The organism is Agromyces sp. NPDC055658, assembly GCF_053618155.1.
The window spans coordinates 72128-97522 of sequence record NZ_JBSHHD010000004.1; the positions used below are offsets into that span (position 1 = coordinate 72128).

18 protein-coding genes are annotated in these 25395 nt (G+C 69.4%); 3 read left to right on the forward strand and 15 right to left on the reverse strand.

Going from position 1 to position 25395, the window contains the following annotated elements; translation table 11 throughout:
- Positions 1-118: 118 nt before the first annotated feature.
- The 4 genes from nrdF to nrdH form a co-directional block, all read right to left on the reverse strand.
- Positions 119-1141 (reverse strand): class 1b ribonucleoside-diphosphate reductase subunit beta, encoded by a 1023-nt coding sequence (gene nrdF / locus ACWGPE_RS03415; RefSeq protein WP_231432028.1) that lies wholly within the window; start codon positions 1139-1141, stop codon positions 119-121.
- 83 nt (positions 1142-1224) lie between these two features.
- Entirely contained in the window at positions 1225-3351 is a 2127-nt protein-coding gene (gene nrdE, locus ACWGPE_RS03420; RefSeq protein WP_231432029.1) for a class 1b ribonucleoside-diphosphate reductase subunit alpha, read from the reverse strand.
- A gap of 5 nt (positions 3352-3356) precedes the next feature.
- Positions 3357-3773 carry a class Ib ribonucleoside-diphosphate reductase assembly flavoprotein NrdI gene (gene nrdI, locus ACWGPE_RS03425; protein WP_231432030.1) on the reverse strand — a complete coding sequence of 139 codons (417 nt, stop codon included), beginning with the start codon at positions 3771-3773 and terminating at the stop codon, positions 3357-3359.
- A 52-nt stretch (positions 3774-3825) separates the two neighbouring features.
- Positions 3826-4059 (reverse strand): glutaredoxin-like protein NrdH, encoded by a 234-nt coding sequence (gene nrdH, locus ACWGPE_RS03430; protein WP_231432031.1) that lies wholly within the window; start codon positions 4057-4059, stop codon positions 3826-3828.
- A gap of 572 nt (positions 4060-4631) precedes the next feature.
- On the opposite strand from nrdH, the gene ACWGPE_RS03435 reads away from it, so the two are divergent.
- Positions 4632-5432, forward strand: coding sequence for an alpha/beta fold hydrolase (locus ACWGPE_RS03435; RefSeq protein ID WP_452048157.1), 801 nt, complete (start codon positions 4632-4634; stop codon positions 5430-5432).
- A 55-nt stretch (positions 5433-5487) separates the two neighbouring features.
- Here ACWGPE_RS03435 and ACWGPE_RS03440 read toward each other — a convergent pair whose 3' ends face one another.
- Positions 5488-6072 (reverse strand): HhH-GPD-type base excision DNA repair protein, encoded by a 585-nt coding sequence (locus ACWGPE_RS03440; protein ID WP_231432033.1) that lies wholly within the window; start codon positions 6070-6072, stop codon positions 5488-5490.
- Between the two features lie 155 nt (positions 6073-6227).
- Here ACWGPE_RS03440 and ACWGPE_RS03445 point away from each other — a divergent pair, with 155 nt between their 5' ends.
- Entirely contained in the window at positions 6228-6620 is a 393-nt protein-coding gene (locus ACWGPE_RS03445) for a glyoxalase superfamily protein (RefSeq protein WP_231432391.1), read from the forward strand.
- A 107-nt stretch (positions 6621-6727) separates the two neighbouring features.
- Here the strand turns inward: ACWGPE_RS03445 and ACWGPE_RS03450 are convergent, their stop codons facing one another.
- The 6 genes from ACWGPE_RS03450 to ACWGPE_RS03475 form a co-directional block, all read right to left on the reverse strand.
- Positions 6728-7849, reverse strand: a complete 1122-nt coding sequence (locus ACWGPE_RS03450; RefSeq protein ID WP_231432034.1) for a substrate-binding domain-containing protein — start codon at positions 7847-7849, stop codon at positions 6728-6730.
- Between the two features lie 112 nt (positions 7850-7961).
- Positions 7962-9314, reverse strand: a complete 1353-nt coding sequence (gene mmsB / locus ACWGPE_RS03455) for a multiple monosaccharide ABC transporter permease (RefSeq protein WP_231432035.1) — start codon at positions 9312-9314, stop codon at positions 7962-7964.
- Positions 9311-10855, reverse strand: a complete 1545-nt coding sequence (mmsA, locus tag ACWGPE_RS03460; protein WP_231432036.1) for a multiple monosaccharide ABC transporter ATP-binding protein — start codon at positions 10853-10855, stop codon at positions 9311-9313. Before mmsA ends, mmsB begins: the two co-directional genes overlap by 4 nt.
- 152 nt (positions 10856-11007) lie before the next feature.
- Positions 11008-12081: a LacI family DNA-binding transcriptional regulator gene (locus ACWGPE_RS03465; protein ID WP_231432037.1), complete on the reverse strand. Its 1074-nt coding sequence runs from the start codon at positions 12079-12081 to the stop codon at positions 11008-11010.
- A gap of 206 nt (positions 12082-12287) precedes the next feature.
- The gene (locus ACWGPE_RS03470) at positions 12288-13712 is read right to left on the reverse strand and encodes an MFS transporter (protein ID WP_452048158.1); all 1425 of its coding nucleotides are present in this window, start codon (positions 13710-13712) and stop codon (positions 12288-12290) included.
- Positions 13713-13805: 93 nt separating this feature from the next.
- Entirely contained in the window at positions 13806-14831 is a 1026-nt protein-coding gene (locus ACWGPE_RS03475) for a LacI family DNA-binding transcriptional regulator (protein WP_231432039.1), read from the reverse strand.
- Between the two features lie 170 nt (positions 14832-15001).
- On the opposite strand from ACWGPE_RS03475, the gene ACWGPE_RS03480 reads away from it, so the two are divergent.
- Positions 15002-21190, forward strand: coding sequence for a GH92 family glycosyl hydrolase (locus ACWGPE_RS03480; RefSeq protein ID WP_452048159.1), 6189 nt, complete (start codon positions 15002-15004; stop codon positions 21188-21190).
- Between the two features lie 141 nt (positions 21191-21331).
- Here ACWGPE_RS03480 and ACWGPE_RS03485 read toward each other — a convergent pair whose 3' ends face one another.
- The 4 genes from ACWGPE_RS03485 to ACWGPE_RS03500 all read right to left on the reverse strand — a co-directional run bounded on the left by ACWGPE_RS03485 (position 21332) and on the right by ACWGPE_RS03500 (position 25370).
- Entirely contained in the window at positions 21332-22162 is an 831-nt protein-coding gene (locus ACWGPE_RS03485; RefSeq protein WP_231432041.1) for an aldo/keto reductase, read from the reverse strand.
- 48 nt (positions 22163-22210) lie between these two features.
- Positions 22211-23143 carry a cyclase family protein gene (locus ACWGPE_RS03490; protein ID WP_231432042.1) on the reverse strand — a complete coding sequence of 311 codons (933 nt, stop codon included), beginning with the start codon at positions 23141-23143 and terminating at the stop codon, positions 22211-22213.
- Positions 23140-24504, reverse strand: coding sequence for an APC family permease (locus tag ACWGPE_RS03495; RefSeq protein WP_275506291.1), 1365 nt, complete (start codon positions 24502-24504; stop codon positions 23140-23142). The genes ACWGPE_RS03490 and ACWGPE_RS03495 overlap by 4 nt, the downstream gene beginning before the upstream one ends.
- An 80-nt stretch (positions 24505-24584) precedes the next feature.
- Positions 24585-25370, reverse strand: a complete 786-nt coding sequence (locus ACWGPE_RS03500) for a slipin family protein (RefSeq protein WP_275506290.1) — start codon at positions 25368-25370, stop codon at positions 24585-24587.
- Positions 25371-25395 lie beyond the last annotated feature (25 nt).

Here is a 25395-nt window from a genome sequence, read left to right on the forward strand (position 1 = left end):
CTACCGTGGCGAGCCTCCTCGAACGTACGCCGACGTTGAATCCCCCTGCGTCCGTCGCCGTGCGCCAGAAGAGGTGGATGCCTCGCGGCATCCACCTCTCATGCGAACGCTGGACGGCCTAGAAGTCCCAGTCCTCGTCTTCGGTGACCACGGCCTTGCCGATCACGTACGACGACCCCGACCCGCTGAAGAAGTCGTGGTTCTCGTCGGCGTTCGGCGAGAGCGCCGAGAGGATCGCCGGGTTCACGTCGGTGACGGTCTTCGGGAACATCGGCTCGTAGCCGAGGTTCATGAGGGCCTTGTTGGCGTTGTAGTGCAGGAACTTCTTGACGTCTTCGGTCAGGCCGACGCCGTCGTAGAGGTCTTGCGTGTACTGCACCTCGTTGTCGTAGAGCTCGTAGAGCAGCGAGAACGTGTAGTCCTTGAGGTCGTCGCGCGTGGCCTGGTCGACCAGCTCGAGGCCCTTCTGGAACTTGTAGCCGATGTAGTACCCGTGCACGGCCTCGTCGCGGATGATGAGGCGGATGAGGTCGGCCGTGTTGGTGAGCTTCGCACGGCTCGACCAGTACATCGGCAGGTAGAAGCCCGAGTAGAACAGGAAGCTCTCGAGCAGCGTCGAGGCGACCTTGCGCTTCAGGGGTTCGTCGCCACGGTAGTACTCCATGACGATCGCGGCCTTCTTCTGCAGGTTCTCGTTGTCGACCGACCAGCGGAAGGCGTCGTCGATCTCCTTCGTCGAGCACAGCGTCGAGAAGATCGACGAGTAGCTCTTCGCGTGCACCGACTCCATGAACGCGATGTTCGTGTAGACCGCCTCTTCGTGCGGGGTGATCGCGTCGGGGATGAGCGAGACCGCACCGACCGTGCCCTGGATCGTGTCGAGCAGCGTGAGGCCGGTGAACACCCGCATCGTCAGCGTCTGCTCGTCGGGCGTCAGCGTGTTCCACGACTGGATGTCGTTCGACAGCGGCACCTTCTCGGGCAGCCAGAAGTTGTTCACGAGGCGGTTCCAGACCTCGAGGTCCTTGTCGTCCTGGATGCGGTTCCAGTTGATGGCGTTGACGTGGTCGACGAGCTTGAGCTTGCCGCCGGTGTGCGCCGGGTCGTTGCCGGCCGCGTTGACCGGATCGGTGAGGGTCATGTCGGTTCCTTCGAGAAGAGGGGTTGGATGTCGCGGGGCCGGTGGTCTCGATACGCTTCGCTACTCGACCGACCGAGCAATGCTCAGAGCATGCAGCTGACGCACTCGTCCAGGTTCGTGCCCTCGAGCGCGAGCTGACGCAGGCGGATGTAGTAGATCGTCTTGATCCCCTTCTTCCATGCGTAGATCTGCGCCTTGTTGATGTCGCGGGTCGTCGCCGTGTCCTTGAAGAAGAGCGTGAGCGAGAGGCCCTGGTCGACGTGCTGCGTCGCCGCGGCGTAGGTGTCGATGACCTTCTCGTAGCCGATCTCGTACGCGTCCTGGTAGTACTCGAGGTTGTCGTTCGTCATGAACGCCGCCGGGTAGTAGACGCGCCCGAGCTTGCCCTCTTTCCGGATCTCGATCTTCGAGGCGATCGGGTGGATCGACGCCGTCGAGTTGTTGATGTACGAGATCGAGCCGGTCGGCGGCACCGCCTGCAGGTTCTGGTTGTAGATGCCGTGCTCCTGGATCGAGGCCTTGAGCTCGAGCCAGTCCTGCTGCGTCGGGATGTGCACGCCGGCGTCGGCGAAGAGCTGCGTGACCTTCGCCGTCTCGGGCACCCACGCGGCATCCGTGTACTTGTCGAAGAACTCGCCCGATGCGTACTTCGAGTCGGCGAAGCCGTCGAAGACCTCACCGCGCTCGATCGCGATCCGGTTCGACGCGCGCAGCGCGTGGAACAGCACCGTGTAGAAGTAGATGTTCGTGAAGTCGATGCCCTCTTCGGAGCCGTAGAAGATGCGCTCACGGGCGAGGTAGCCGTGCAGGTTCATCTGGCCGAGGCCGATGGCGTGGGACTTGTCGTTGCCGTCCTCGACCGAGCGCACCGAGGTGATGTGGCTCTGGTTCGACACCGACGTCAGGCCGCGGATCGCGGTCTCGACGGTCTTGCCGAAGTCGGGCGAGTCCATCGTGAGCGCGATGTTCAGCGAACCCAGGTTGCAGGAGATGTCCTTGCCGATCTCCTTGTACGAGAGGTCCTCGTTGTAGGTCGTCGGCGTGTTCACCTGCAGGATCTCGCTGCAGAGGTTCGACATGTTGATGCGGCCCTTGATCGGGTTCGCCTTGTTCACCGTGTCTTCGAACACGATGTACGGGTAGCCCGACTCGAACTGGATCTCGGCGATCGTCTGGAAGAAGTCGCGCGCGTTGATCTTCGTCTTCTTGATGCGCGGGTTGTCGACCATCTCGCGGTAGTGCTCGGTGATCGGCACATCGCCGAACGGCTTGCCGTAGACCTTCTCGACGTCGTACGGCGAGAAGAGGTACATGTCCTCGTTGTTCTTCGCGAGCTCGAACGTGATGTCGGGCACGACGACGCCGAGCGACAGCGTCTTGATGCGGATCTTCTCGTCGGCGTTCTCGCGCTTCGTGTCGAGGAACCGCATGATGTCGGGGTGGTGCGCGCTGAGGTACACCGCACCGGCGCCCTGGCGGGCACCGAGCTGGTTCGCGTAGCTGAACGAGTCCTCGAGCAGCTTCATGACGGGGATGATGCCCGACGACTGGTTCTCGATCTGCTTGATCGGGGCGCCCGACTCGCGGATGTTCGAGAGCAGCAGTGCCACGCCGCCGCCGCGCTTCGACAGCTGCAGGGCCGAGTTGATGCCGCGGGCGATCGACTCCATGTTGTCTTCGATGCGCAGCAGGAAGCACGAGACGAGCTCGCCGCGCTGCGCCTTGCCCGTGTTGAGGAAGGTCGGCGTGGCCGGCTGGAAGCGGCCGCCGATGATCTCTTCCACCAGGTCGATCGCGAGCTGCTCGTCGCCCTGCGCGAGCCCGAGCGCGGTCATGACGACGCGGTCCTCGAAGCGCTCGAGGTAGCGCTTGCCGTCGAACGTCTTGAGCGTGTAGCTCGTGTAGTACTTGAACGCCCCGAGGAACGTCTCGAAGCGGAACTTCTTCGAGTAGGCGAGGTCGTTGAGCTTCTGGATGAACTCGAACGAGTACTGCTCGAGCACCTGGGGCTCGTAGTACTCCTTCTCGACGAGGTAGTCGAGCCGCTCCTTCAGCGAGTGGAAGAAGACCGTGTTCTGGTTGACGTGCTGCAGGAAGTACTCGCGCGCCGCCTCGCGGTCTTTGTCGAACTGGATCTCGCCGTTCGGACCGTACAGGTTCAGCATCGCGTTGAGCGAGTGATAGTCCATCGCCGTGCGCGGGGCCTCCATGAGCGCTACGCCGTCTGCTGCAGTTGACTTGACCAAAATGCGTCCAATCCATCGTCGACGGCGCGAACGTCGTCAGGGGTTCCGAATACTTCGAAGCGGTAGAGGTGCGGCACCTTGCACTTCGCGGCGATGATGTCGCCGGCGAGGCAGTAGGCCGACCCGAAATTGGTGTTGCCGGCGCTGATCACGCCGCGGATGAGCGCGCGATTGCGCTCGTCGTTGAGGAACTTGATGACCTGCTTCGGCACGGCGCCCTTGCCGTCGCCTCCGCCGTAGGTCGGGACGACGAGCACGAACGGCTCGTCGGCGTGCAGTGCCTCGTCGCGGGCGTGCAGCGGAATGCGCTCGGCCGGGCGGCCGAGCTTCTCGATGAAGCGCTTCGTGTTGCCCGAGACGCTCGAGAAGTAGACCAGGTTCGTCATGATCGTCTCCCTTCGCGGTTCCGGTTCACTCCCCCGAGCTCACCGGACGCGACTAGGCGAGACGGGCGGCGAGCTCGTCGATCTTGTCGGGGCGGAAGCCCGACCAGTGGTCTTCGTCGGTGATGACGACCGGGGCCTGCAGGTAGCCGAGCTCCTTGACCTGCGCGAGCGCGCTCTCGTCGACAGAAAGGTCGAGCACTTCGTACTCGATGCCCTTGCTGTCGAGGGCGCGATACGTCGCGTTGCACTGGACGCAAGAAGGCTTGGTGTAGACCGTGACCGTCATTGTTTTCCCCTCGTTCTCGGGCCCTGGAGGAGCCCGTCCCCCGTGTTGCTATTTGGTACTTCAATACTACATCTAGTGTCTGCCGAACTGAACCGCCACAACATGCTGTAGTTACATTCGTGTAGTTATCCACGGGGTTTTCCACCGGTTGTGAACAACGGAAGTCGCGATGATCGGCCTGTTTCCGGGCTTCGGCGCGAGGTTCTCCACAGCTGTGCCGAATCGAGATTTCTCGACTGTGGATGAATCCCCGGCGTGTCGCGCTGCACGACACTTTGGGGCCTTTCGGCACCGATACCCCTACATATGGTGTTGTGCCTCCACCATGCCACCGACCACCGACATCGGGCCGGCGACGCGCGCGCGTCTCGAGCCCGACTCATGAATTCCGTCAACCGGCGTCATGATCCGGCCGCGGGCGCATCTCTCCAGTAGGGACGGTACCCGGCGTCCCCCCAAGCGACGAGCCGGGTACCGTCCCGCCTTCATCGCCCGCGTCGGCGCATCGTCGCCGCGACCGGTGGAGTCGACCGGCCCCGCGGCGTAGCCTGTGCGCGAGCATGGGAGGCCGCATGACCGAGTTCGTGACCTCAGCCGACGGCACGCGCATCGCCTACGACCGAGCAGGCTACGGGCCGCCCGTGATCCTCGTCGGCGGAGCGATGCAGTATCGCGCATTCGACCAGACGACGGTCGAAATGGCCGCGGCCCTCGCCGCCCACGGCTTCGACGTCGTGAACTTCGACCGGCGCGGGCGCGGTGAGAGTCCCGCCGCTCCCCCGATCACCCTCGCCCAGACCGTCGACGACCTGCGGGCGATCACCGACGAACTGCGACGCGATGCCATCGCCGACGACGTCGCACTGTTCGGCAACTCCTCCGGCGGCGCGATCGCGTTGGCCGCGGCCGCGGCGGGCCTGCCCGTCTCGAAGCTCGTGCTGTTCGAGGTGCCGCTCGACGAGGAGCTCGGCGGTCAGGGCGACGAGTTCCTCGCGGGCCTCCGCGAGCGGCTCGCGGCCGGCGACCCCGCCGCCGTCATCGAGCACTACATGGCGGACATGCCGCCCGAATGGCTCGCCGGCGCGAAGCAGAGCCCCGCATGGCCGCTCATGCTCGAGCTCGGTCCGAGCCTCGAACCCGACGCCGAGTCGCTCGCCTGGAGCCAGTCGGCACCGCGCGCCGAACTGTGGCGGGGCGTCACCGCGCCCACGCTCGCCCTCGTCGGCGAGGAGACCCTGCCGATCATGACCGCCGCGGCCGCCTCGATCGTCGCGTCGATGCCGAACGCCGAGTCGCGCAGCATCCCCGCCGTGAACCACGCGTGGGAGCCGTCGACGATGGCGCTCGCGATCGCCGGGTTCCTCGTCGGCTGACCCGCATCGCGGATGCCTCGGGGCCGGCCCCGAGGCATCCGCCGTGTTCGATGGTTCAGGCCCTGGCGGCCTTCGCCGCCGCCTTCATCGCCTGCTTGTGGGCGCGCACCTTCGCCAGCGACTCGGGGCTCACGATGTCGGCGACCGACGAGAACGAGCCCTCGTCGCCGTAGGCGCCCGCCGCCTCGCGCCAGCCCGGCGCCTCGAGGCCGCACTGCTTGCCGAGGAGGGCCAGGAAGATCTTCGCCTTCTGCTCGCCGAAGCCCGGCAGCGCCTTCAGGCGCTTCAGCACCTCGGCGCCCGACGGGTCGCCCTGCGTCCAGACGGCGGCGGCGTCGCCGCCCCACTCGTCGCGCACCGCGGCGGCGAGCGCCTGCACCCGCCCGGCCATCGAGCCGGGGTACCGGTGCACCGCGGGAGTCTGCCGGAACACCTCGACCAGCGCATCGGGGTCGGTCGCGGCGATCGCCGCGGGCTCGATCGTGCCGAGCCGCTCGCGGATCTTGGCCGGGCCCGAGAACGCCGTCTCCATCGCGACCTGCTGGTCGAGCAGCATGCCCGTGAGCAGCGCGAACGCGTCGGTCGAGAGCAGTTCGTCGGCGGCCGGGTCGTCGGTGATGTGCAGAGCCATGCGATCCATCCTCGCACCGGGGGCCACGAGCGGCCACCGGGATGCGGATGTCGGCGCCCGGTGCTGGAATGGGGGTCGAGCCCGCAGCCCGCGTCGCGAGACCCGAGATCCTTCAACGATTCAGCATCACCGACGATCAACGGAGAAGAGCCATGGCCATCGAGATGGACGTCAAGATCGAACTCATCCACGTGCCCGTCACCGACGTCGACCGCGCGAAGGCGTTCTACGCCGACCGGTGCGGCTTCAACGTCGACTACGACCAGCGCGTGAGCGAGACCCTGCGCTTCGTGCAGATCACCCCACCCGGTTCGGCGTGCTCGATCGCCATCGGCGAGGGCATGGGCGCGACGATCGAGCCCGGCAGGCTCGACGTGATCCAGGCGGTGATCCCCGACGCCGACGCCGCCCTCGCCCAGCTGCGCGCCGCCGGCGTCGACGCGCAGGGCGTCGACGAGCAGCCGTGGGGCCGGTTCGTCACGTTCGCCGACCCCGACGGCAACAAGTGGACGCTGCAGCAGCTGCCCGAGTGGTCGCAGCAGGCGCGGGCCGAGTGACCCCGGCGCGGCCGGGTCGCCGCCGACGGCCCGCCGCCCGCGCATGACGACGGCCCCCGCTCCCGAAGGAGCGAGGGCCGCCGTCAGTGCGTCGTCGTCCGGAGCGGTCAGCCCGCCTGGTTGACGATGTCGAGGAGGTTCGGGTTGTTGGCGTACGCCTCGGCCGCGTTCTCCTTGGTCACGATGACCGGGTCGAGCAGGTACGCGGGAACGACCTTCACGCCGTTGTCGTACTGCTCGGTGTCGTTGACGTCGACCTCTTCGCCGGCCTGGAGCTGCTTGATCATGTTGATCGTCTGCTCCACGAGGAGGGTCGTGTCCTTGTTGATGGTCGAGTACTGCTCACCGGCCATGATCGACTTCACCGACTCGACCTCGGAGTCCTGACCGGTGACGGTCACCTTCGAGACGTCCTTGCCGGCCTGCTTGATCGAGGTGAGGATCGCGCGGGCGAGGTTGTCGTTCGGCGAGAGCACGCCGTCGATGTTCGCCGACGCGTAGTTCGCCGCGAGCAGCGAGTCCATGCGGCTCTGCGCGTTCTCGGCCTCCCAGCCCTGCGTCGCGGTCTGCGCGATGTCGGTCTGGCCCGAGGTCACCACGAGGGTGCCGTCGTCGATCTTCGGCTGCAGCACCTCCATCGCGCCGTTGAAGAACACGGCCGAGTTCGCGTCGTCGGGCGAGCCGCTGAAGAGCTCGATGTTGTACGGCGCCTCGTGGCCCGAACGTGCGGCGAGACCGTCGAGCAGGGCCTGGCCCTGCAGCTGGCCGACCTTGAAGTTGTCGAACGCGACGTAGTAGTCGACGTTCGGCGTGTTCTCGATGAGCCGGTCGTAGGCGATGATCTTGACGCCCGCGTCGGCGGCCTGCTGCAGCTGCGTGCCGAGCTGCTTGCCGTCCTTCGCGCCGATGACGATGACCTTCGCGCCGTTGGTGACCATGGCCGAGATCTGGTTCTGCTGCTCGGCGACGGTGTTCGAGGCCGGGGCGTACTGCACGTCGCCCTTGAAGCCGGCCTCCTTCAGGCCGTCCTCGAAGAGGCCGCCCGCGAGCACCCAGTTCTCACTGGTCTTGTCGGGCAGGGCCACGCCGATGGTCGAGTCGGCGGCGAAACCGGCCGAGGTGGTCTCGTCGCCGCCGCCCGACGAACCGCCGCGGTCGCCGGAGCAACCCGTCAGCGCGAGGGCTGCGATCGCGGCCACGGCGGTGGCTGCGAGAGTGAGCTTCTTCATTGATCAATCACTTTCTGGTTGGGATATTCGGACTTCTCTTGGAGGGGAAGGTCTCTGGGGCGGGCGAGGGTGCCCGTGGATGCCTCGGCGCGGCGCCGAGGCATCCGTTTCGTCACCGCGGCAGGTCGGCCGGCTGGGACGACTCGTTCGACACGTTGGTGGGGGCGACCGCAGGGGGTTCGGTGGGACCCTGCGACTCGAGCCTCGCCTTGCGGCGGTTCGACCAGATGCCGAAGATCGAGGCACCGCCCTGGCGCTTCGACCAGACGTCGACCGCGACCGCCAGCAGCAGCACGAGGCCCTTGATGATCTGCACGACGTCGGCGCCGGCGCCGATGAGCTGCAGGCCGTTGTTGAGGAAGGCCATGACGAGGCCACCGACGATCGACCCGATCACGGTGCCGATGCCGCCCGAGACCGCCGCGCCGCCGATGAACACGGCCGCGATCGCGTCGAGCTCCCAGCCGTTGCCGTCCTGCGGACCGGAGGCGGTCGAGCGGGCGACGAAGATCATGCCCGCGAGGGCGGCGAGCACCGACATGTTCATCATGACGAAGAAGTCGACCCTGCGGTCCTTCACGCCCGAGAGGGTCGCCGCGAGGCGGTTGCCGCCGACTGCGTAGATGTGGCGGCCGAAGATCGTGTTGTTCGTGATGAACGAGTACACGATCACGAGGACGACGAGGATGATGCCCGAGATCGGGAAGCTCGTGCCGGGGCGACCGGTCGCGAACAGCCACGCGGCCCAGAGGATGACGCCCGCGAGCACGACGACCTTGACGACGCTCACCCAGACGGGCGCCATCTCGGAGCCCAGCTTCTTCTGCGTACGGCGCAGGTGGATCTCGTTCCAGACGATCCAGGCGGCGCCCGCGAGGCCGAGCAGCATCGTGAGCACGTTGAAGTCGAGCGGCACGGAGAGCTCGGGCAGGTAGCCGGCGCCGATGAAGCTGAACTCCTGCGGCACCGGCGTCGTCGTCGACTGGCCGATGAACTGGTTGCCGCCTCGGAACACGAGCATGCCCGCCAATGTCACGATGAACGCCGGTACCCCGACGAACGCGACCCAGAAGCCCTGCCACGCACCGATCGCGATGCCGACGGCGAGGCCGAGCAGGATGGCGAGCGGCCACGGCATGTTCCATTCGGCCATCGCCTTCGCCACGACGATGCCGGTGAACGCCGCGACCGAGCCGACCGACAGGTCGATGTGGCCCATGATGATGACCATCACCATGCCGATCGACAGGATCAGGATGTAGGAGTACTGGTTGACGACGTTGATCAGGTTCGTCGGCGAGAGCGTCAGCCCGTCGGTCCAGATCTGGAAGATCAGGATGATGACGATCAGGCTGCCGAGGATGCCGAACTGGCGCAGGCTCGACTGGCCGCCTCCGAAGACCTTCCGGATGTCGGAGAGGCCGCCCTTCTTCTGGGGGCTCGCAGGGGTGCTCGCGGTGCTCATGCGTTCGCCTTCTTCTTGGCCGAGGTCATGCTGCGCATGAGCGCCTCGGGGTTCGCCTCTGATGCGGGGATGTTGTCGGTGATCTGGCCTTCGAAGACCGTGTAGATGCGGTCGGCGATGCCGAGCAGTTCGGGCAGCTCGCTCGAGATGAGGATGACGCCCTTGCCCTGCGCCGCGAGCGCCTGGATGATCGTGTAGATCTCGTACTTGGCGCCGACGTCGATGCCGCGGGTCGGCTCGTCGAGGATGAGCAGGTCGGGGTCGGTGAACATCCACTTCGCCAGCACGACCTTCTGCTGGTTGCCGCCCGAGAGCTTCGAGACGCCGACGTCGACGCTCGGGGTCTTGATGCGCAGCTGCTTGCGGTACTCCTCCGCGATGCCGAACTCCTGCGAGTCGTCGACGACGCCGCGCTTCGAGATCTTGGAGAGCTTCGCCGCGACGATCGACCGCTTGATCGTGTCGAGCAGGTTGAGGCCGAGCTGCTTGCGGTCCTCACTCACGTAGGCCAGGCCGTGCTCGATCGCCGACTCGACGTCCTTCAGGACGATCTCCTTGCCGTCCTTCACGATCGTGCCGGCGAGGTAGTTGCCGTACGAGCGGCCGAAGATGCTCATCGCGAGCTCGGTCCGGCCGGCGCCCATGAGGCCCGCGAGGCCGACGATCTCGCCGCGGCGCACGTTGAAGCTCGAGCCCTTCGCGACGAGGCGCTCGGGCACCTGCGGGTGCTGGATCGTCCAGTCCTTCACCTCGAAGAACACGTCGCCGATGTGCGGGGTGCGGTCGGGGAACCGGCTCTCGAGGGAGCGGCCGACCATGCCGCGGATGATGCGGTCCTCATCGACGCCGCCGGCCTTCACGTCGAGAGTCTCGATCGTGTGGCCGTCTCGGATGATCGTGATCTCGTCGGCGATCTCCTCGATCTCGTTGAGCTTGTGGGAGATCATGATCGAGGTGATCCCCTTGCCCTTGAGGCCGCGGATCAGGTCGAGCAGGTGCTCGGAGTCGTCCTCGTTGAGCGCCGCCGTCGGCTCGTCGAGGATGAGGAGCTTCACGTCCTTCGCGAGCGCCTTCGCGATCTCGACGAGCTGCTGCTTGCCGACGCCGAGGTGCTTGATCTGGGTGTCGGGGTCCTCCTCGAGGCCGACGCGGGCGAGCAGGTCGAGGGCGCGGATCTTGGCCTCGGCCCAGTCGATGCGGCCGCGCTTGGCGATCTCGTTGCCGAGGAAGATGTTCTCGGTGATCGACAGCTCGGGGATGAGCGCGAGCTCCTGGTGGATGATCGCGATGCCGGCCGCCTCGCTGGCGCGGATGTCCTTGAACTGCACCTCCTCGCCACGGAAGTAGATCTCGCCCGTGTAGGTGCCGTGCGGGTAGACGCCCGAGAGCACCTTCATGAGCGTCGACTTGCCGGCGCCGTTCTCACCGCAGATCGCGTGGATCTCGGCCGGCATCACGGTGAGGGTGACCTCGGAGAGCGCCTTGACGCCGGGGAATTCCTTCGTGATGGAGCGCATCTCGAGGATCGGCTGCGCGCTCATCGGCGGCCTGCCGGTGCTGCGGTCATCGTCGACGGGTTCATCACGACCTCTGTGTCAGGATCCAGGACTCGATGTGACGCGTGTGACCGTTCACATCGGAACCAATGGTGCATCCGAGATCGGCCGGTGTCAAGCGGGGCCCCGGACGGGGGTCAGACCCGCGACCGTCGGCCCGGTGCGCCCCCCGTGGCGTCCCCCGCCGCGCGGACGACGGGCGCCTCGGCCGTCGAGCCCCGGACGACGAGCCGGGGCACGACCTGCTCGACCTCGAGCACCCGCTCGCCGTGCACCTGGTTCAGGAGCAGCGCCACCGCGCGCCGGCCGGTCTCGCGGTAGTCCTGGTAGACCGTGGTCAGCGGCGGCCACACGTGCTGCGCGACCGGGATGTCGTCGAACCCGACGACGCTGATGTCGCCCGGCACGTCGAGGCCCATGTCGCGCACGGCATGCATGAAGCCGATCGCCATCTGGTCGTTGGCCGCGAACACCGCGGTGAAGTCGCGATGCCGCAGCAGCTCGCGCCCCGCGAAGTAGCCGAAGTCCGCGCTCCAGTCGCCGAGGATCGGCGGGCGCAGGTCGAGGTCGGCGTCGCCGATGGCGTCGAGGAACCCGCGCATCCGCGCCTCGGCCTCGATCCAGTCCTGCGGGCCCGCGAGGTGCACGATCTGGCGGTGGCCGAGGTTGATCAGGTGCTGCGTCGCGCGACGGGCGCCGGTGACCTGGTCGACCGACAGCGCGAGGTGGTCGCTGCGCCCCGTGGACTGCAGGCTCACGAACGGCACGCCCACCGGCGAGGCGGCCAGCACCTCGAAGACGCGCACCTGCGGCGCGATCACGACGAGCCCCTCGATCGCCTGCAGCATCAGGTGCTCGAGCGCGTCGGCGATGCCCTCGGCGGACTGGTCGGCGATGTTCGCGGTGTTGACGTAGTAGCCGTGCTCGCGCGCCGCGTCCTCGATCGCGGCGATGCTCGTCGCCGGGCCGTACTCGGTGCTCGTCGAGGCGAGCACGCCGATCGTGTGCGAGCGGCTCGTGACGAGCGCGCGGGCCGCCCGATTCGGCCGGTACTGCAGCGTCTCCATCGCGGCGAGCACGCGCTCGCGGGTCTCGGGCCGGATGCTCGGGTGATCGTTCAGCACCCGCGAGACCGTCTGGTGCGAGACCTCAGCCAGGCGCGCGACATCGCGGATGCTGGGCGCCCGCCCCTTGGGTGTCTCAGGATTCACTGCCAGACCGTTCTGGAACCGATGTGCACGGTCACATCGAAGCTGGTTCCATTATGCACACCCGGCCGCGTCGCGGACAGGCGAATCATGTGACAGTCACATGGCGGGGTCGAATCGTATCGACTTCCGGTGGTCGTCGCGCCGCGGCATCCTCGTCGCCGGGGTCGCGCTCTCACGGCCCCGTGGCACCCGGGGCAGGAGGACGCTTACGAGGCCCCGGATGCCTCGGGTCGGACCCTCGGCGCGAGCAGCAGCGCGACGACGGCGATGACGAGCGTGACGGCGAAGTCGGCCGAGAAGCCGCCGACGACGACCGCGCTCGAGACGAGCGCGGTGACCGCGAGCGCGACCGACGCGCCGAGCGATTCGGCGATCGAGAGGGCCGCGCTGTTGAAGCCCTGCTCCGACACCTTCGACATGCCGAGCACCGAGACCGAGTGACGCGGGTACATGAAGCCCATCGCGCCGCCCGCGAGCGTCCACGCGACGAAGGCGACCGCGGGCGGCAGGTGGAACGCGGCCACGGCGAGCACGACGGCGAGCGCCACCACGAGCAGGCCCGAGCCGATCAGGACGGCCCGGGCGTTCGAGACGCGGTCGCCGAGGCGGCCCTGCAGCCACGAGGCGGCGGCCCAGCTGATGCCGGCACCGGTGAGCACGGCTCCGGCCGCGCTCGCACTGAACTCGTAGTCCTCCATCAGCAGGTAGGGCAGGTAGATCTCGCTGCCGAAGAACGCACCGGCGACGACGAAGCGCGACAGCACGGTCGCGGGAAGCCCGCGAGCGGCGCGGACCGCGCCGGCCGGCAGCAGCGGCCGCACCGCCACGACGACGAGCACGATCGCGACGGCGGCGACGATCCAGCGCCACGGGTCGCCGAACTCCTTCGCGAGCGAGATCCCGAGGGCGCCGACCGCGGTGAGCACGGCCCAGCCCACGCGGCCGAGGCTCCACGGCACCGACGGGTCGCCGGCGATCTCGCCGCGCACCCGGAGGATCGGCGGGAGGATCATGGCCGCCGCCGGGACGAGCAGGCCGATCACTCCGAGGAAGACCCAGTGCCAGCTCCAGGTCTCGGCGATCACGCCCGCGACCGCCGGCCCGACCATCGACGGGATGACCCACGCCGCCGCGAATCCGGCGAAGACGCGGGCGCGCAGCGCCTCGGGATACACCCGCGCGACGATGACGTAGAGCGGCACGATCACGGCGGCGCCCGACAGGCCGTGCACGAACCGGCCCACGATGAGCACGTTCATGTCGGTCGCGGTGCCCGCGATGACGAGTCCGACGACGAAGAGCCCCGCGGCCGTCACGAGCGACGGCAGCGGGCCCGAGCGGTCGGTCCAGTTGCCGGCGATGACCATGCCGATGATGCCCGCGGCGAGCGGCACCGCGAATGCGAGCGCGTAGAGCGCCTCGCCGTGCAGGTCGCTCGCGACGAGCGGCATGATCGTCGTGACCGCCATGGCCTCGAACGCCGCGAGGAAGATGAGCGCGAACATGCCGATCGACAGCCACCGGTACGGCGGGGACAGCGGGATGCGGGCCTCGATCGGCGTGGCCGCCGGTGCGTCGATCTCCCCGTTCTCGCGGGTCGGCATCGGGGTCTCGGCGGTCGGATCACTCACCCGGTCGAGCCTACGACCTCAAGGGCACTTGAACTCAAGCCGCGGCGTGCCGACGCGCCGGGGACGGCACGCCCATGCCCGTGCGGCGGGCGGTCACCAGGTCGACGGCGCCCGGACCACGAGGCGCATCGGCAGCGACACGCGCTCGGGGGCGCGGGACCGATCGATCAGCCGCGTCATCGCGAGCCCGGCGGCTCGCCGGCCGAGGGCGTCGACATCCCCCGCGACCACCGTGATGCCGAGCACGCGAGCCCACTCGACGTCGTCGAATCCGACCAGCGTCGGGCGGGCGGCACGGTCGCGGGTGGCGAGTTCCTCGACCGCGCCGAGCAGGATGCGGTTGTTGCCGGCGACGATCGCCGTGGGCGGCTCGCGGAGTGCGAGCAGCTCGGCGGTCTGGGCGCGTGCCGATGCCACGTCGTGCGCGTCGGTGCGCAGCAGTGCGCGCCAGTGCGACGCCGCGCCCTCGTCGAGGACGTCGCCCATGCCGGCCAGGCGCTCGACGTGGGTGGGCAGCCAGCTGTAGTCGCCGATGAACGCGATCCGCCGATGGCCCGCCCCACGGAGGTGCTGTGCGGCGATCCGGCCGCCCGCCCGGTTGTCGAACACGACCGAGTCGGCGTCGAGGTGCTCTGCCGGGCGGTCGACGAACACGACCGGGATGCCGCGGGCCTGCAGGCGCGCGTACTCGGAGTGGTCGGGCATGGCGGACACGACGATCAGCGCCTTCGTCTTGCGATCGGCGAGATCCTGCACCGTCCGTCGTTCCTGCTCGGCCGACTCGCGCGAGTTCGCGACCGCGAGGTGGATCCCGTGCGGCCGCAGCTCGTCCTCGACGGCCTGCGCGAGTGCCGAGTAGAACGGGTTGCTGAAGTCGCCGGTGACCAGCCCGATCGAGTCGGCCAGGCGTCCGCTCGCGAGCAGGCTCGCCGCGGTGTTGCGCTGGTAGTCGAGCTCGCGCGCGGCCGCGAGCACCCGGGCGAGCGTCGCCTCGCTGACGTAGGACTCTCCCCCGAGGGCCCGCGACGCCGTCTTCAGGCTGACGCCGGCGCGCTCCGCGACCTGCGCGAGCGTCGCGCGAGCCGCGGGCGACGCGGGCGGCCCCGCTGGTGATTCCATGGCGCTCCTCGTGACCGATCGGTAGGCCCATTCTCCCGGTCCGGAGCGATCCGTCCACTCGTGGCACTCGGGTGCACCACGGTCTTCCGGACGGGACGGCAACCGTGGTAGCTTCCATCAGTGTATGACAGCGGTGTCATAACTTCGCAGTGCAGCGAGAGGGAGCGACGGTGAAGCAATTCATCCGGTCGGGCAACGCCCGCCGAACGCGGGCGACCGCAACAGCAGTGATCACGTTGGCGATGGCCGCGGCGGCGTTGACGCCGATCTCGGCCGCAGCGGCGCCCGGGGAGGTGACGTTCCAGTCCTCCTTCGAGGCGGGCGACGCCGTTCCGGCCCTCGCCGGAACCGGCGAGTCGGTGAACGTCAGCGGCGATCGCAACGTGCCCGGCAGCCTGCTGCCGCAGGTGGCGGCGGTCACCGCCTCGGGCGAGAACCCGCCCAACGAGACCGCCGGCAACCTCGCCGACGGCAATCCCGGATCGAAGTGGCTGGTCTTCAGCGCCACCGGCTGGGCGCAGTACGAACTGGCCGAGGCGCAGCCGATGGAGGCCTACACGCTCACCTCCGGCAACGACGCGCCCGAGCGCGATCCCCGCGACTTCCGCGTCCTCGGCTCGAACGACGGGTCCGACTGGACCGTCGTCGACACGCGCAGCGGCGAGTCGTTCTCCGCGCGCGGGCAGACCCGGAGTTTCGCGCTCGCCGCCCCGAGCGCCCCGTATCGCTACTACCGCCTCGACATCACCGCGAACCACTCGGGCGGCCTCATCCAGCTCGCCGGCTGGGAGCCGATCTCCGACGCCGACGCCGAGCCCGTCGCCTCCGACCTCGCACTCGAGGTCGACTCGGGCCCGACGAGCTCGTACACCGCGAAGACCAACGTCGGCTTCTCGGGCACGCACGCCCTCCGCTACGCCGGCAGCCACCTCGGCGCCGGGCCCGCGGCGTCGACGTCGGTGCTCTACGACGACCTCGACATCGCCATCCAGGCCGACAGCCGACTCTCGTACACCGTCTTCCCCGTGCTCGACTCGGGGCAGACGTACGCATCGACGTTCGTCGCCGTCGACCTCGTGCTCGACGACGGCACGACCCTCGCCGCCGCCGACCTGACCGACACGTACGGCTACGGCGCCGACGCGCGCTCGCAGGGTCTCGCGAACGTGCTCTGGCCCGACCAGTGGAACAAGGTGACCGTCGACCTCGGCTCGCTCGCCGGACGCACCGTCACCGGCGTCCTGCTCGACTACGACCACCCGGGCGACGGCGTCACCGGCGTCGAGACGCCTGCCGCCGGCACGACCGTCCTCGGATGGCTCGACGACATCAGCATCGAGGAGGCCGAGCCGCTCGACACCGCAGCCGGTCTCGTCTCCTACGTCGACACGCGCCGCGGCACGAACTCCACCGGCGGGTTCTCACGCGGCAACAACATCCCGGCGGTCGGCTGGCCGAACGGCTTCAACTTCATCACCCCGATGACGAACGCCGACAACACCGGCACGATCTACCAGTACCAGGGCGCCAACACCGCGCAGAACCTCCCGGCACTGGAGGGCATCGGCTTCTCGCACCAGCCGAGCATCTGGATGGGCGACCGCAACCAGCTCGCCGTCCTGCCCGCGGTGGGTGCGAACCCCACCTCGACGCTCGACGACCGGCGCCTCACGTTCCACCACGAGAACGAGCTCGCGCGGCCCGACGTCTACGGGGTCGAGTTCGACAACGGGATCACGACCGAGGTCACCGCGACCGATCACGGCGCCATCTACCGGTTCGGCTTCACCGGGGACCGGAACTCGGTGATCGTCGACCAGCTGGTGAACTCCTCCAAGCTCACGATCACCGGCGACACGGTCACCGGCTGGGTCGACGGCGGCTCCGGCTGGCCGGGCCGCACCCGCATGTTCGTGTACGGCACCTTCGACGCCCGGCCGACGACGGCCGGGCCGACGACGCAGGGCAATCGCAACGGCAGCGCACGCTTCGCCGCCTTCGACACCTCGGGCGACCGCACCGTCGAGCTGCGCATCGCATCGTCGTTCATCTCGCAGGAGCAGGCGCAGCGCAACCACGGGCTCGAGCTCGACGGGGTCTCGTTCGAAGACGCCCACTCCGCCGTGCAGCAGGCCTGGAACGACCGCCTCGGCGTCATCCACGACGTCGAGGGGGCGACCGAGACGCAGCTCGTGACCCTGTACTCGAGCCTCTACCGCCTGAACCTCTACCCGAACTCGCAGTTCGAGAACGTCGGCACGGCGGGCGACCCCGAGTACCGGTACGCGAGCCCCGTGTCGGCCACGACCGGCTCGGCGACCGACACCACGACCAACGCGAAGATCGTCGACGGAAAGATCTTCGTCAACAACGGGTTCTGGGACACGTACCGGACGGCGTGGCCGCTCTACTCGCTGCTCTACCCCGACGTCACCGAGGACCTCGTCGACGGCTTCGTTCAGCAGTACCGCGACGGCGGATGGATCGCCCGTTGGTCGTCGCCCGGCTACGCCGACCTCATGACCGGCACGAGCTCGGACGTCGCCTTCGCCGAGGCCTACCTCGCGGGCGCCCTCGACACCGAGACCGCGCTCGAGGCCTACGACGCCGCGGTGAAGAACGCCACGGTGCTCCCCGTGTCGAACGCCGTCGGCCGCAAGGGCCTCGCGCAGTCGATCTTCCTCGGCTACACCGAGGAGAGCACCCACGAGAGTGCGTCGTGGGGCCTCGAGGGCTTCATCAACGACTTCGGCATCGGCGAGATGGCGGCGGCGCTCGCCGACGACCCGAACACGCCGGCCGACCGCGTCGAGCGGCTCCTCGAGGAGGCCGACTACTTCGCGGCACGTGCCGGCCACTACGCCGAGATGTTCAACCCGGAGGCCGGAACCTTCACCGCCCGCAACGCCGACGGCACCTGGCCGGTCGGCGCCGACTTCGACCAGAAGGCCTGGGGCGGCGCGTTCACCGAGGCGAGCGCGAAGACCTTCGGCTTCCACGCGCCGCACGACGTCGCGGGGCTCGCCGCGCTGTACGGCGGGCGGCAGGGGCTGATCGACGAGCTCGACGAGTTCCTCACGGTCCGCGAGAAGGCCGACTACTCCGGCATCCACGAGGCGCGGGAGGCGCGCGACGTGCGGCTCGGCATGCTCGGCATGTCGAACCAGGTCGCCCACCACATCCCGTACGTGCTCGCCGAGGCGGGCGACCCCGCCGAGGCGCAGGCGCTGATCCGCGACATCCAGCAGCGGCTCTTCGTCGGCTCCGACATCGGCCAGGGCTACCCCGGCGACGAGGACAACGGCGAATTCTCGGCCTGGTACGTCTTCTCGGCCCTCGGCCTCTACCCGCTCGAGGTGGGATCGGGCGACTACACGATCGGCACGCCGCTGTTCGATCGCGCCACGCTCCGCATCGGCGACCGCGACCTCGTGATCTCGGCCCCCGGCGCCTCCGCGGGCAAGACGTACGTCTCCGGGGTCTCGCTCAACGGCGCGCCGATCGACGAGACCACCCTCGACGGCGACCTGCTGCGCGACGGGGGCGAGCTCGAGTTCGCGATGAGCGACGAGCCGAGCGACTGGGCGGCGAAGGACCTCGGCGAGGAGCTCGACGTTCCGCGCACCCTGGTCGACGCCACCAAGGTCGGCCGCGGCACGCTCTCGGCGGGCGACGCGACCTCGACCGCCGCGCTCGTCGACGACAGCATGAACACGACGACGACCTTCGACTCGGGCAGCGCCGAACTGACCTGGACGTCGCAGTCCGGGCCGGTCACGGTCGGCCAGTACACGCTGACGGGCGCCGCGCTCGACACCGCACCCGCGGCGTGGACCCTCTCGGGCTCGACCGACGGGGAGAACTGGACCGAGCTCGACCACCGCGACGGCGAGGCCTTCGACTGGCCGACCCAGACGCGCCCGTTCTCCACCGACGCCGATGGCGTGTTCACGAGCCTCCGTCTCGACGTGGAGTCCGGCGGCGGCCCGCTGACCCTCTCGGAGGTCGAGCTGTTCGCCTCGGCCGGCACGGCCGAGGGCCTGACGGTCAGTCCGGCGGCGGCGCAGTCGGTCGCGGTGGGCACCGAGTTCACGGGCGCCGTCGCGACGATCGTCGGCACCGAGACCTCCGCCTCCGGGTACCAGGTCACCGTCGACTACGGCGACGGCACCGGCCCGGTCGAGTCGACGCTCACCCGCGACGACCTCGGCAGCTGGCGCGTCTCGGCACCGCACACCTTCGCGGCCCCCGGCGTGTACACGGCCGCGGTGATCGTGCAGGACTCGACCGGGGCCGTCGCCTCGGCGGCCTCGAACGTCGCGGTCGCCCGTGACGAGTCCCTGGTCGGCTCGTTCGGCTCCGTCTGCATCGGCGACCTCGGCACGACGGCCGCGAACTGCGACGGCCAGGGCTTCGGGTACTTCCGCGACAAGCTCGCCGCCGACGGCTTCGTGCAGGGCTCGACCCTCGCGATCCCCGGCACCGAGCTGACCTACGACCTCCCCGCGGTGGCGGCCGGCGAGGCCGACAACATCACGGGCGAGGGGCAGACCGTGCGCATCGACCTCGGCACCGGCGCGACGCAGCTCGCGTTCGTCGGCACGGCGACCGAGAGCGCGCGCCAGCCCGAGGCGGTGCTGCACTTCACCGACGGCACGTCGCAGACCGTGCGGATCTCGTTCGGCGACTGGGTCGGTGCCTCCGGCAACCCGGCCTTCGGCAACACCGTGCTCGCGATCTCGGAGGGCCGGCTCTCCGGTACCGCGGCGGAGTCGCAGGTCAAGAACACCGCGATCTACGCGACGGCGCCGATCACGATCGACACCGATGCCGATGGTGCCCCGAAGGTGGTCGAGTCGCTGACGATGCCCACCGAGGAGGGCACGCTCAGGGACGGCCGGGTGCACGTGTTCGCCGTCGCCTCCGACGGCGACCGCTCCGCAGCGACGCCGCTCGAGGTGCAGCCGCAGGCGGTCGACGCGCAGGTCGCGGGCGAGCCGTTCGAGGCGACGCTCGCGACCACGACGGGCGGTGCGCCCGACCAGACGGCCATCGTCAACTGGGGCGACGGCACCTCGGTGTCGTCGGTGCCGGTGGTCGGGGGCGACGTCGTCGGCGAGCACACCTACGCCGTCGCCGGCGAGTACACGGTCTCCGTGACGGTGGACGACGGCATCCGATCAGCGACGACCACGCTCGAGATCGTCGTGGAAGAGCCCGCGCCCGTGTACACGCCAGAGATCGCGGTCGAACCGACCCAGTCGGCTCCGGGCGGCACGATCCGCATCACCGGCGACGGGTTCGCCCCCGGCGAGTCCGTCGAACTCCGGTTCGCCGACGGTGCGCCGGTGCAGACGACCGCGAGCGGCGAGGGCGCGATCGATGCCGAGCTCACCGTCCCGGGCGACGTCGTCGACGGCGAGTACCCGGTGACGGCCGTCGGAGCCGTTTCGGCGGTCGAGGCGTCGGCCACGCTCACCGTGCTCACGCCCGCGGTGGCCACCACCGTGACGCTCGGCTCCGATGCCGCCGAGCCGGTGGCGGGCGACCTCGTGCCGTTCACCGCCACCGTCGCGCCGGCCGAGGCCGGGGGCCTGGTGGAGCTGCTCGAGGGCGACGTCGTCGTCGGCACCGCGACCGTCACAGCGGGCACGGCGACCGTGGACGTGCGTGTGGAGACCTCGGGCACCCACACCTACACGGCGCGCTTCACCCCGGACAACCCGGGAGCCTACCTCGGGTCGGTCTCGGAGCCGTTCTCGATCGAGGTCGGCGACGCCCCGGTGGCCGAGGCCGAGCTCGTGCTGGGCGACGACCACGTCGTCCAGGGCGGAACGCTCCAGATCACCGGCCGCGGCTTCGGCCCGGGAGAACTCGTGACGGTCAGGCTGCACTCGGAGCCGATCCGGATCGCTGAGATCACCGCCGACGAGGAGGGCGCATTCGAGGCCGTGGTCACCATCCCGGCGACCGCGGAGCTCGGCGACCACACCCTCATCGCCGAGGGCGCCACCTCGGGCCTGAGCGCCCAGGCGACGCTGACGGTCACGCGCGCGACCGTCGAGGTCCCGACCATCGCCGTCGGTGCACCGAACAAGCTGCTCGCGAAGTCGGGGTCGACGATCCGGTTCGTGGCGAAGGTCGTCGCGCTCGACGGCAGCTCGCCGCTGGGCACGTTCACGGTGTACGACGGCGACGACGTGATCGCCGAGGTCCCGGTGACCGCGGCGGCCGACGGCAGCGTGAGCGTGAAGCTGCCGAAGCTGGGTGCCGGGCTCCATCTCGTGCACGGCGAGTTCACGGGCGACGGCGGATTCGGCGATTCGGGGACCGTGACGGTGCCGCTGATCCTCTGGTGACGCTTCGGCCCGGTGGCCCCGTCGGGGGCACCGGGCCGGACACCGTCGAGCACCTGCGGGATGCCGCGGCCGGGCGCCGGTCGCGGCATCCCGCTTCGCTGCCCGAGTCCGCGGAGGCCGCGGCAACCGGCGGACCCCGCCCTAGAACTCCTCGTGCGTCGCCGGGTCGGCGCCCCAGATGCGCCCCCGCTCGAGCGCCGAGATGGCGTCGACCTGGTCGGCGCTGAGCGAGAAGCCGAAGATGTCGAGGTTCGCGCGGCGCCGTTCGGGATCGGACGACTTCGGGATCGGCACGGTCTCGAGCTCGACGTGCCAGCGCAGCACGACCTGCGCCGGCTCGACGCCGTGCGCGGCGGCGATGTCGACGATCACCGGCTCGCGCAGCAGGTCGGTGCGGCGGGCGAGCGGGCTCCAGCTCTCGGTGCGGATCTCGTGCTCGTCATGGAACGCGCGGAGCTCGGCCTGCGGGAAGTACGGGTGCAGCTCGACCTGGTTGACGACGGGGGTGACCCCCGTCTCGTCGATGAGCCGGCTGAGCATCTCGGGCGTGAAGTTCGAGACGCCGATCGAGCGCACGAGCCCCTTCTCGCGCAACGAGATCATCGCCCGCCAGCTCTCGACGTACTTGTCGATGCGCGGCAGCGGCCAGTGGATCAGGTAGAGGTCGACCCACTCGAGCCCGAGCCGCTTCCGCGACTCCTCGAAGCTCGCGATCGTCTCGTCGTAGCCGTGGTGGCGGCCGGGCAGCTTCGTCGTGATCACGAGGTCGCTGCGGTCGACCGCGGTGCGTTGGATCGCCTCGCCCACCGCGTCTTCGTTGCCGTAGTTGTAGGCGGTGTCGATGAGGCGGTAGCCGTCGGCGATCGCCGAGACGATCGCGTCGATGCCGAGCTGGTCGTTGAGGCCGTACGTGCCCAAACCGATCGCGGGAATCGTGTTGCCGTCGCGAAGGGAGTAGGCCGGTGCGCTCATCCCCCAATACTCACGCACACCGGGCGCGTGCGCCACAACCCGCGCGGCTCAATCGGCGGAAGCGATGGGCAGTTCCGCGAACGCGCGCACCGGGAAGGTGCCGAACCCCTCGACGCGGGGCGGCACGGCGGTGAACCGCGCCCCGCGCGGCGGCACCTGCTCGAGGCCGGTGAGATGCTCGACGACGTGCACCCCCGCGTCGAGCAGGATCGAGTGCGCCGGCCGCTCGCCGCCCGACTCGGTGTCGTCGATGTTCAGCGCGTCGATGCCGACGATCGCGACCCCGGCGTCGGCGAGGTGCCGCGCGCCCGCCTCGGTGAGGAACGGCGACCCGTTCGCGTACTCGGGTCGGCCGAAGTGGCGGCTCCATCCCGTGTGCAGCAGCACCGCGGAGCCGGCGAGGTCGCGGTCGAAGAACACCTCGGCCGGGATGCCTCGCTCCGAGGCATCCGCCAGCCTGAAGACCTCGGCGGGGACGCCGGCCAGGGTGTCGAGCGACAGGCTCGCGAGATCGCCGCCCTCGGCGTACCGGTGGAACGGGCTGTCGAGATAGGTGCCGGTGTTGCCGATCATCGAGATCACGTCCATCGCGAACTCGGTGCCGGGCGCGTAGCGCTCGCGCGAGGCCTCGCGCGTGAGGAACGGCGTGATGGCGGGCGCCGGCAGCCCCGGGTAGGTCACCAGCCCCGCCGAGATCGTGTGGCTGAGGTCGACGAGGCGGCCGCGAGCGGCCCCGGCCGACCGACCGCCGTCGCCCTCGCCGACGCCGCGCGACCCGCGGTGCGGCTCTTCGACGACGGCGAGGTTCGACAGCTCCACGCTCGCGACGAGCGCGAGGCCCAGGTGCCGCACGAGCAGTTCGGCGATCTCGGCCTCGGTCACCTCGTTCGACGGCAGGTCGAGGCGGAAGCCCGTCGTGCGGAGATCGCCCCCGTTGGCGAAGGCGATCTCGGCGTCGAAGTGGGCGCGGTACTCGGTCATGCGGGTTGCTCCTCGGGGATCGTCGGGTGGTCGGTGGCGGTCTCGGTGCTCGACTCGGACGCCCGGCCTGCGCGCCGGTCGCGGACACGGCGCACGACGGTGACGGCGACCGCGGCGAGCGCGAGCAGCGCGGGAACGAGCAGGTTCGACCACGCGAGCACGAGCAGGGCGACGGTCATGATCGTGGCGACGACCGCGAGCCACCACCCGAACGACCAGGTGCGCAGCAGCAACGTCGCCGCGAGCATGCCGGCGGCGTAGATCGCGACCATGTTGCTCGTGTGGATGAGGATGAACCCCGTGAGGTCGAGGTCGTTGAGCAGCATGAGCCCGTAGTAGGCCAGGATGAGCACGCCCGTGAGCGCGAGGGCGCGACGCGGCACCTCGCCGTCGGCGGCGCCCTTGGCGAGGAAGCGCGGCAGGTCGCCGTCGCGGCCGAGCGCGGCGCCGAGCTTGCCGAAGGCGGGCAGGTAGGCGTTCATGACGCCGACGGTGACGATCGCCGCGATGATCGCGACGAGCACTGGCCCGATGCCGGGAGCGGTCGTCTCGACGAGGTCGAGCAGCGGCACCTGGCCGTCGCCCGCACGGTCGCCGAGCACGGCGACCGTGACGAACTGCAGCGCCAGGTACCCGATGCCGACGACGACGACCGCGATCGCCGTGGCGATCGGGATGGTGCGCCGGGGGTTCTTGAACTCGCCGGCGATGTGGGTGCCGACCTCCCACCCGGCGAAGGCCCACACGAAGAGGCTGATCGCCACGCCCACGCCCGCCCAGCCGTGCGGCAGGAACGGCTGGAAGTTCGCCGCGTCGGCCGCCGGGAAGGTGACCGCGACGACGCCGACCACGACCGCGATGAGGAGCCCGGTGAGCACGAACTGCACCCAGCCCGCGACGCGCACGCCGAACCAGTTGGCGACGAACGGCGGCACGAACACCGCGAGGCCGATGATCGGCACGGCCGACCGGTCGACGCCGAGCACGGCGACGACGTACTCGCCGCCGAGCACGGCGAGCACCGGCGCCCCGATGCACACGCCGAAGTAGAACCAGTAGCCGGCCATGCGCGCAGCCGTGTCGCCGAGCGCGCGCCGCACGTAGCTCGCCACGCCGCCCGCGTCGGGGTAGCGGGCTGCGAGCGCGGCGAACGTGCCGGCGAGCGGGATCGAGAGCACGAGCACCGCGGCGACCGCGACGATCGAGGCCGGGCCGGCCGCCTCGGCGGCGAGGCCCGGCAGCACGAGGATGCCGGTGCCGAGCACGCTCGCGATGTAGAGCGCCGTGCCCTGGCCGAGACCGAGCGTGCCGTGCGGCTGTTCGGTCTCGGGTACGAGCGCGGGAGTCGGGGTCGAAGTCACCCGCTCATTCTGCTGGATGCCTCGGACACCCGCCGCTGGCAGTCAGGACACCGTTCGTCGATATCCTGCCGCATCGCGCGTCACCGCATTCGGGCGAGCGCCGCCTCGCGCTCGATGAAGGTCGTGAGGTCGCCGATCGATCCCATGAGCGGCGCCGGGAACAGCACGAGCGTGTTCTTGTCGACGCCCACCTCCACGAGGGTCTGCAGCGTGCGCAGTTGCAGCGCGAGCGGGTGCGCCATCATCGTGTCGCTCGCCACGCCGAGCTGCGTCGCGGCGAGCGACTCGCCCTCGGCGGCGATGATCTTGGCCCGCTTCTCCCGCTCGGCCTCGGCCTGCTTCGCCATCGCGCGCTTCATCGAGTCGGGCAGGAGGATGTCCTTCAGCTCGACGAGCGTGACCTCGACGCCCCAGTCGAGCGTCGTGACATCGAGGATCTCGCGGATGTTCGCGTTGAGCGCGGCCGTGTCGGCGAGCGTCTCGTCGAGATGGTGCTGTCCGACGACCCGGCGCAGCGTGGTCTGCGCGATCTGCTCGATCGCCGCCTTCACGTTCTCGATCGCGATCACCGACTTCACCGCGTCGGCCACCCGGTAGTAGGCCACGGCGGACACCCCGACGGTGACGTTGTCCTTCGTGATGATGCCCTGCGACTGGATCGGCAGGGTCACGATGCGCAGCGAGACCTTCGTCATCACGTCGACGATCGGGATGATGAAGCGGAGCCCGGGGTCGCGCACGCTGTGCAGCCGGCCGAATCGCAGCACCACGCCGCGCTCGTACTGCTTCACGATCTTCACCGACATGAAGAAGAGGACGATCGCGAGGATGGCGACGACGATCAGGGTGATCCAGAGCCAGACCATGGGAATCATCTCCTGCGGCGCCGGT

Excerpts from the sequence above, each read along its gene's own strand:
- mmsA (WP_231432036.1), bottom strand. The coding sequence starts at position 10,855 with ATGAGCGCGCAGCCGATCCTCGAGATGCGCTCCATCACGAAGGAATTC.
- ACWGPE_RS03435 (WP_452048157.1), top strand. The coding sequence starts at position 4,632 with ATGACCGAGTTCGTGACCTCAGCCGACGGCACGCGCATCGCCTACGAC.
- mmsB (WP_231432035.1), bottom strand. The coding sequence starts at position 9,314 with ATGAGCACCGCGAGCACCCCTGCGAGCCCCCAGAAGAAGGGCGGCCTC.
- nrdI (WP_231432030.1), bottom strand. The coding sequence starts at position 3,773 with ATGACGAACCTGGTCTACTTCTCGAGCGTCTCGGGCAACACGAAGCGC.
- nrdE (WP_231432029.1), bottom strand. The coding sequence starts at position 3,351 with ATGGAGGCCCCGCGCACGGCGATGGACTATCACTCGCTCAACGCGATG.
- nrdH (WP_231432031.1), bottom strand. The coding sequence starts at position 4,059 with ATGACGGTCACGGTCTACACCAAGCCTTCTTGCGTCCAGTGCAACGCG.
- ACWGPE_RS03445 (WP_231432391.1), top strand. The coding sequence starts at position 6,228 with ATGGACGTCAAGATCGAACTCATCCACGTGCCCGTCACCGACGTCGAC.
- ACWGPE_RS03450 (WP_231432034.1), bottom strand. The coding sequence starts at position 7,849 with ATGAAGAAGCTCACTCTCGCAGCCACCGCCGTGGCCGCGATCGCAGCC.
- ACWGPE_RS03475 (WP_231432039.1), bottom strand. The coding sequence starts at position 14,831 with ATGGAATCACCAGCGGGGCCGCCCGCGTCGCCCGCGGCTCGCGCGACG.
- ACWGPE_RS03500 (WP_275506290.1), bottom strand. The coding sequence starts at position 25,370 with ATGGTCTGGCTCTGGATCACCCTGATCGTCGTCGCCATCCTCGCGATC.
- ACWGPE_RS03490 (WP_231432042.1), bottom strand. The coding sequence starts at position 23,143 with ATGACCGAGTACCGCGCCCACTTCGACGCCGAGATCGCCTTCGCCAAC.
- nrdF (WP_231432028.1), bottom strand. The coding sequence starts at position 1,141 with ATGACCCTCACCGATCCGGTCAACGCGGCCGGCAACGACCCGGCGCAC.
- ACWGPE_RS03485 (WP_231432041.1), bottom strand. The coding sequence starts at position 22,162 with ATGAGCGCACCGGCCTACTCCCTTCGCGACGGCAACACGATTCCCGCG.
- ACWGPE_RS03440 (WP_231432033.1), bottom strand. The coding sequence starts at position 6,072 with ATGGATCGCATGGCTCTGCACATCACCGACGACCCGGCCGCCGACGAA.